8 protein-coding genes and 1 pseudogene are annotated in these 7,053 nt (G+C 54.8%); 7 read left to right on the forward strand and 2 right to left on the reverse strand.

What is annotated here, in order from left to right; all coding sequences use genetic code 11:
- Positions 1-36: 36 nt before the first annotated feature.
- The 7 genes from MOV14_RS07335 (at position 37) to MOV14_RS07365 (ending at position 5,427) form a co-directional block, all read left to right on the forward strand.
- Positions 37-1,170, forward strand: coding sequence for a PhoH family protein (locus MOV14_RS07335; RefSeq protein WP_318536676.1), 1,134 nt, complete (start codon positions 37-39; stop codon positions 1,168-1,170).
- The gene (locus tag MOV14_RS07340) at positions 1,170-3,056 is read left to right on the forward strand and encodes a DNA topoisomerase (RefSeq protein WP_318536677.1); all 1,887 of its coding nucleotides are present in this window, start codon (positions 1,170-1,172) and stop codon (positions 3,054-3,056) included. The genes MOV14_RS07335 and MOV14_RS07340 overlap by 1 nt, the downstream gene beginning before the upstream one ends.
- A gap of 15 nt (positions 3,057-3,071) precedes the next feature.
- Positions 3,072-3,815 carry an ERCC4 domain-containing protein gene (locus tag MOV14_RS07345; protein ID WP_318536678.1) on the forward strand — a complete coding sequence of 248 codons (744 nt, stop codon included), beginning with the start codon at positions 3,072-3,074 and terminating at the stop codon, positions 3,813-3,815.
- Positions 3,784-4,089 carry a metal-sulfur cluster assembly factor gene (locus tag MOV14_RS07350; RefSeq protein ID WP_318536679.1) on the forward strand — a complete coding sequence of 102 codons (306 nt, stop codon included), beginning with the start codon at positions 3,784-3,786 and terminating at the stop codon, positions 4,087-4,089. The genes MOV14_RS07345 and MOV14_RS07350 overlap by 32 nt, the downstream gene beginning before the upstream one ends.
- Complete coding sequence (locus tag MOV14_RS07355) at positions 4,089-4,631, forward strand: methyltransferase (RefSeq protein ID WP_318536680.1); 543 nt, start codon at positions 4,089-4,091, stop codon at positions 4,629-4,631. The genes MOV14_RS07350 and MOV14_RS07355 overlap by 1 nt, the downstream gene beginning before the upstream one ends.
- A 14-nt stretch (positions 4,632-4,645) precedes the next feature.
- Positions 4,646-5,119: a pyruvoyl-dependent arginine decarboxylase gene (locus MOV14_RS07360; protein WP_318536681.1), complete on the forward strand. Its 474-nt coding sequence runs from the start codon at positions 4,646-4,648 to the stop codon at positions 5,117-5,119.
- Between the two features lie 68 nt (positions 5,120-5,187).
- The gene (locus MOV14_RS07365; RefSeq protein ID WP_318536682.1) at positions 5,188-5,427 is read left to right on the forward strand and encodes an Lrp/AsnC ligand binding domain-containing protein; all 240 of its coding nucleotides are present in this window, start codon (positions 5,188-5,190) and stop codon (positions 5,425-5,427) included.
- 76 nt (positions 5,428-5,503) lie between these two features.
- Here the strand turns inward: MOV14_RS07365 and MOV14_RS07370 are convergent, their stop codons facing one another.
- Entirely contained in the window at positions 5,504-6,376 is an 873-nt protein-coding gene (locus tag MOV14_RS07370; protein ID WP_318536683.1) for a hypothetical protein, read from the reverse strand.
- Between the two features lie 387 nt (positions 6,377-6,763).
- Positions 6,764-7,053 (reverse strand): annotated as a pseudogene (locus MOV14_RS07375) (hypothetical protein); the annotation flags it as partial.

The raw sequence follows: 7,053 nt of genomic DNA on the forward strand, positions 1-7,053 counted from the left end.
TATTTCCTTAATGATTTCGTTGAAGGGGTGAAGGCGGTGAAGGAGTTCCAGCCTGCCACGCAGAAGCAGAAGCTACTCTACAATGCGCTCGACAACAAAGAGGTGGAGCTAATCGGGGTGTTTGGGCCGAGCGGCACCGGGAAAAGCTTCGTCGTACTGCTGTATGGCTTGAAGGCGCTAAAGGAGGGTAAGTTCAGCAGGCTCGTCATTGCGAGGCCGCTGGTGAGCCTACTCCAGTCCAGGATCTACAACTCCGTTGAGCTGGGGAACCTCTACTTCGAATTAGCCTCTTCCTACCTCATGGACATAGCTTCAGGTTACGTGGACGAGGGAACGATAAAGGAGTACATCGCAAGCGGCAAGCTGGTGTTCATCGACCCGAGCTTCCTAACCGGCAGGACATTCGACGACTCCCTGGTTTTTCTCGACGACATTCAGTTCCTGGAGCCCTCAATTCTCCCTGAGGTCATAATACGCGTGGGATCGAATTCGAAGCTTGTCATGGCAGGTGATCCCGTGCTTCAGGTGCTCGCCGGCAACCAGACCAACACGGCAGTGATCGCGAGAGAGCTCCTCCTCGGCGAGGAGAAAGCTCTGGTCGTGGACATGGGCGTGGAGGACATCGTGAGGCCGGGTTCGAAGAGGGGCTTCAAGCTCGCCTTAGAGACCCGGTTGCGGAGGAGGCCTCTGACCGAGGACGAGCAGCGCGTCAAGAGCGTGATACTCACCCATGCGCCCGATGCAGAGATAGTCAGTGTCGTGTGGCTGAAAGACCTGAAAGAGAAGTACGGTGCCAAGAACGCACCCGACGTGCTGGTTGTGTCTAAGGAAAGGGCTCTGAGCAGGTTAATAGGCAAGAAAGGCGAGAGGATCAACAAAGCGCAGGAGGAGGCAGGGGTGCAGATTAGGGCCATCGAACTCACAAGCGACCTTTCGGAGGTCGTGAAGGCGATACACCCGGTTGGCTGGATTAGGAAGCACATCGTGAAGGCTGAGCTCGTGGGGGCTGAGCTAGAGGTTCACGTCAACGCTGACGAGTACGGCGCCTTCGTGGGGAAAGGGGGATCCTACATCCGCTTCTTGGATGAGGCTATGCGGAGAATGCTTGGAATAGGCGTGAGGGGAAGGCACGCCGAGATACCGAAGGTTGAGGAGAAAAGGAGAAAGTGATGCCCTACGACGCGGTGATTGTTGCCGAGAAGCCCGCCGTGGCGCTGGCTTTCGCCAAGTTTCTGGGAGAAGGGGGGTACAGGAAAGTTTTGGTGGAAGGCGTACCCGCCTACGTTTTCCAGTACAGGCGTGAGAACTACCTGTCCATAGGGCTCATCGGACACATACTGGACTTCGACTTCCCGAAAGAGTACAACAAGTGGAACTCAATTGACCCTAAGCAGCTTTTCTTCGTAACTCCCATCCAGGTCGTAAGGGAAGGAGCCTACAAGTACGTTAGAGCGCTCAGGAAGCTCGCCCTCCAAACCTCGAATGTTATCCTGGCCCTCGACGCCGACGTCGAAGGAGAGGGTATAGCGTTCGAAGTTATGAAGGTGATGAGCCAGGTAAACCCGAGCCTCGAGTTTAAACGCGCCTGGTTCTCAGCCGTGACGAAGTGGGACATCCTCGACGCGATGAACAACCTCCGCGAGCCGAAGGAGCTGTGGGCGAAGAAGGTTTTCGCGAGGATGGTTGTAGACTTGACGGTGGGCGCCTCCTTCACGAGGCTGCTGACTCTCGCTGTTCAAAAGCAGAAATCCCATCTCCCTCTGGGAAGGTTCCTCAGCTACGGCCCCTGCCAGACGCCAGTCCTTTACCTCGTGGTTAAGCGCGAGCTCGAGAGGGAGCAGTTCAAGAAGAAGAAGTACTACGTTCTCGTCGCTGAGCTTGAGTCCGACGGCGGTACGTTCTTGGCATCCACCAGCCTTGGAGAAGACAAGGAGAAGGCGCAGGCTGTTTTCAGCAGCCTTAAAGGCTTGGACCACGCGACTGTGGTGCTTTCCGAGGCAAGCATCGTTGAAGTGAATCCCCCGATACCCCTCGCCACCGTGGACTTCGAGAGCCGTGCGTCGACATTCCTCAACATTAGGCCGAAGGAGGCTCTAGCGATAGCAGAGAAGCTCTACCAGTACGGCTACATCTCGTACCCGAGGACAGAGACAACGATCTACCCGCCAACCCTCAACTTACCGCAGCTGGCCTCCATGTTCACGTCATGGGAGGACGTTGGTTGGTACGTCGAAAAGCTCCTAACGAAGGGCTTCACGCCGACGAGGGGGCGAGACGACGATAAGGCCCACCCTCCGATACACCCAACGAGGCAGGCCTCAAAGGCCGCCATCGTAAAAGCCCTCGGCGAGAAGGCCTGGAGGGTGTACGAGCTCGTAGTCCGCCACTTCCTCGCCACGCTGAGCGAGAAAGCTCAGGTCGAGAGGCAGAAAGTCGTGGTCAAGTTAGGGGAGCTAGAGCTGACTGCTGAGGGTAGAAGGATCGTTTACCCCGGCTTCTACTACGTCTACTACTACGCTCGCCCCCAGGAGAAACCTCTGCCCTACCTGGTTGAAGGAGACATTCTCAAGGTGAGGAGCCTGAAGCTGGAGGAAAGGTCAACTCAGCCCCCACCTTACCTCAGCGAAAGCGAGCTGCTGGCCCTCATGAAGAGGTACGGTATAGGCACAGACGCTACGATGCAGGACCACATACACACCAATATAGAGAGGAGGTACTTCGTAGTCCGCGAGAAAAGGTGCATTCCGACCCCCCTCGGTAAGACGCTTATTCTCTCACTACTCGAGGTTGAGCCCCGTCTCGTCCTCCCGGAAGTCAGGGGTCGGATGGAGTCCCAGCTGGCTAAGATAGCCACGGGGGACCGTGAAGCGGAGGAGGTGGTGGCTGAGATCAAGGAGACTTTTCTAGAGTACTATGAGAACCTCGCATCGAGGATCGAAGCGGTCTCCCAAAAGCTAGCAGCAGTCGTAGCCGAGGTTTATGGCCCTGAAGGGAACAAGAAAACTTACCATAAGGGATTGTCTAGAAAATCAAGAAATAAATCTAGGGCTAAGTAGAAGAGCAAGGAGTGTATGATCATAGTTGTCGATGACCGTGAACGCAGGTCACCGGTCATACCTGAGCTTGCCAGGCTCGGAGCAAGGTTTGAGTTCAGGAGACTAGACGTGGCAGACTACGATGTTGCCGGCGTTTACGGCATAGAGAGGAAGGCCCCTAGCGACTTCCTTAACTCCATTCTCGACAAGCGGCTTTTCGAGCAGTCTCGGTACCTAAAGCAGGCATATGAGGTTCCAATCATCCTGATAGAGGGAGATCTATCTGCCGAAACGAGGTTCAGAGAGGTCTCGCTAAACCAGGCGTACGGCGCGATGCTCGCCCTCGTCGAGAACGGGGTTTCCGTCGTGCACACAGGAAGCCCCCGGGAAACGGCCCTGTTCATATACATCGCCGCTAAGAGGGCTGAAAAGAAGGATAGCCGCTACGCACCACCCGTTAAGAAGAAAGTACTGAAAGTGAACACGAGTATCCCCGTAGTCCAGCTAAACCTGATAGCAACCTTACCGGGAATCAGCTACGAGCTAGCCGAGAGAATCCTCTCAGAGTTTAAAACGCCGAGGAGATTCTTCACTGCATCCGCTGCCGAGCTCCGTAGAATCCCGGGCCTGGGGCCTAAGAAGATCCAGAGGATTCTCGACGTACTGGATACCATATACGTGTCGGCTAAAAAGCTCTCAGCAGATGGAAAAGTATTTAGGCCGAACGGGGATATGACAGGGGGATATAATGAGCGAGGTGACGAAGGAGGCAGTCCTTGAAGCGCTTAAGGAAGTTTACGACCCGGAAATTCCCTTCAACGTAGTGGATCTAGGACTAATCTACGATGTGCAAGTGGATGGCGGAAAAGTGAAGATAAAAATGACGCTGACGGCTGTAGGTTGCCCAATGTCCTACTTCCTGCTCGAAATGGTTAAGGACGTTGTGAAGGAGAAGGTGAAGGGTGTGGAAGACGTAGAGGTTGAGCTGGTGTTCGACCCGCCATGGACACCCGACAGGATGAACCCCGAAGTAAGGAGGCTTCTAGGGCTGTAGTGCAAGTCTACACACCCGCCGAGGACACCTTCTTCTTGGCTGACTACGTTGAGGAGACTATCAACTGCTCCTCTGCACTGGAAGTGGGCGTCGGCTCCGGCTACATCACGAGAGTTCTAGCGTCGAGGTCGGAGTACGTTGTCGGGACAGACGTCTCGGTTGAGGCCGTCTACTCGGCAAAGGATTACCTGCGCAGCGGAGGGGTTGAGAACGTGGACCTGGTGGTAGCCAATCAAGCGGATCCCTTTAGAGAGTCGTCCTTCCAGATCGTTGTATCGAACCCGCCCTACCTGCCGTGTGAGTACGAGGAAGAACCCCTCTGGTGCGGGGGGCCACGGGGGATAGAGTTCACACTAAGCCTAGCTCGTACGGCAAGGAGTCTTTTGAGGGGAGGGGGAAAGCTTGTGCTCGTAGCGTCCTCTCTCTCGGACGTGAACGCGCTGGTGCTCCAGCTAAAGAACCTATACTCAAATGTTTACGTTGTTCAGGAAAAGGGCGTGTCCCTATTTGAAAAACTTTTTATCCTAGAGTGCGAGGTGTAGGCAGTCCAAAGGATATGATAATACCGAGAAAGTACTTCGTAACCAAGGGGAAAGGGCTCAGCAAGGTATCGCCTCTAATGGCGTTTAACAACGCTCTCAGAGAGGCTGGCATACACAACGTGAACCTCGTCCCAGTTTCCTCGATACTCCCGCCTGGAGTTGAGGAGGAGCCCATCCACCCGCTCCCCCCAGGGGCTGTCGTGTTCGTTGTGATGAGCGAGAAGAGAGTTAAGGGTCCGGCTAAGATCAGCACAGGGATCTCGTGGGCGAGAGGCAGGCCTCACGGATACGTCGTAGAGTTCCACGACGGCGACTCGGAGTCCCACACGCACTCTCAGCTTGAGGCAATGTGGGATGAGATCCGGCGCGAGAAAAACCTTCAGATAGAGCCTCCCAGGTACCTGACCGAGGAGCTCGAGGTACCCGAGGGCTACTATGGTAGTGTCGTCGTTGCCCTCGTTTTCAGCTCGATCGAGCTTACCCCGTGAATTTGATTCAACGCTTCAAGGCAAATTTTTTATAACTCCTGAGGAATACTCACTACTGGTTTCGCGGGATGAGTGAGAAGATAACCGTCTACATACTGGTAAACACCCACGTCGGCAGGGAAGACGAGGTTTTGAAAGCAATTCGCAACATGAGCTTTGTAGAGGAGGCGCACATAGTCTATGGTGAATACGATATCATCGTGAAGCTCAATCTTCCAGCCCTCGAGCTCCTCGACCAGACGGTGACCAGCATCAGGAAAATGGACGGCGTTACGAAGACTTCAACCTTAATTACCTCCTCAAGGTAAACATTCTGGGGATGAGGAGCGCGTTGGTGCACGAAGACGGATGAGTGAAGATGGGCGTCCTGACCCTTCTTTTTCTCTAAGGGTTAACTAGCGCCAGGTATGCGACGTACGTCGCGATCGAGAGGAAGACAGGCAAAGGTAGAGCGGGCATGAATCTTTTCTTTTTAAGCATTCTGAGAGTAAGCAAGAAGCCAGCAGCAAGCGCTACTGCGCACAGAGCCCACCTGACTATCGACGGGCTCGGGTAGAGGTAATAAAGAGGAGACAGCATCGAGTATATCAGGATATCACCCATCCCAAGGGCTAGATCGCCCACGTAGACAACCGCTCCTCTCAAATGGCTCGTTGCCTTAGGTTGCCCGCCCCCTCCCCCGACGGTACCCTCAAGTATGCGGCGCAGCGGGCCTCGAAACACCGAGTAAAGGTCGTAGACCGCAAGCACGGCAGCTATAGTGGCAACGCTCCAGGGCGGGAGAACCGAGTAGAACAGAGCACCAGCCATAGTGCCGTATATTAGCAGCAGCGCATCTAGAAGAAGCACGCTTACAGGCTTAATAATGAGCGCGGCCGTTGTTGCGGCAACGGCAAGGCTTAGTGGCTCGTAGAGAGGATAGAGCCACCCCGGGATTTCAACAGCGTATGCGAACACCTCCAAGATACCCCAGAAGGAAAAGAAAACGGCAAAAGCCATGACGAACGGGAGGAAGAAAGCCCTTCTTGCTCGCACGATTAAGAGCATGAAAAGAGTGCCAACTAGCACCAAACCCAGGAAAACCAAGCTATTCAAGAAAGCCGACTCCGCGGTGTTTTCCCTGGCAAAGGGAAACCCCAGGGCGGCGATTTCAGTCGCTGAGAGCTTAGCACCGAAAAAAGCTGAAAGAGCCGATGCTATCACGACGAGAGCAATGCTACCTAATACAACCTTCCCGTCTATCGTCCTCTCAGCCAAAGTGAACGCCAGAAGCAAACGGGGCAATGCTACTTTTTAGCTTTTCCCATGCTTCTTCCAGCACTTGACCTACAGTTTTCCCATAATCTTGCACGTCGGGAAGTTGTGGGAGGGTGTTAGGGTAATCCTACACACCCCTCTGTTTTGGCGATCGCAGCATGTATGAGTTTTATAACCCTCTACTGGCACCTCTCAATGAGTAGTTTCGCTAGGGCGACACGTCACTCGTGTGGCGGCCGTGAGGCCGTAGAAAGGCGACGAGGAGTTAAGGAGGTCAGAGTGAGCAGAAGGAGGAGCGATAAGGATAATAAGCGTCTCCCGTACCACTGCAGCTAGTGAAGAGTGAGCCCCTCACTGACCAGTGATGAGCTGGCTTCTCCAAGCGGACTAGAGCTGCCCCACTCTTCTTTTGACCTCAACGTAGACAGCCCACGCTGTTGCGAAGCTGAGCGCGGCGTGAAGGAGGTTGAACAGGCCTGTGAAAGCGTACAGCAGGAGCAGCCCCCCGGCCATCTTCACAGCGTAGTCGAGGAAGTTCGGGTAAAGCAGGGTGAAGTAGACCCAGTTCATGGCTGTCATCACGGCAACCCGCAGGGCGGCTGCCCCGGCGAACTCAAGGGCAACCGCTCTGGAGACCTTCCTTGCAGCGCTGGCGCCTGCGAGCATCGAGGCAACGG

It is taken from the genome of Infirmifilum sp. NZ (assembly GCF_022693705.1).
Lineage (GTDB): Archaea > Thermoproteota > Thermoprotei > Thermofilales > Thermofilaceae > Thermofilum.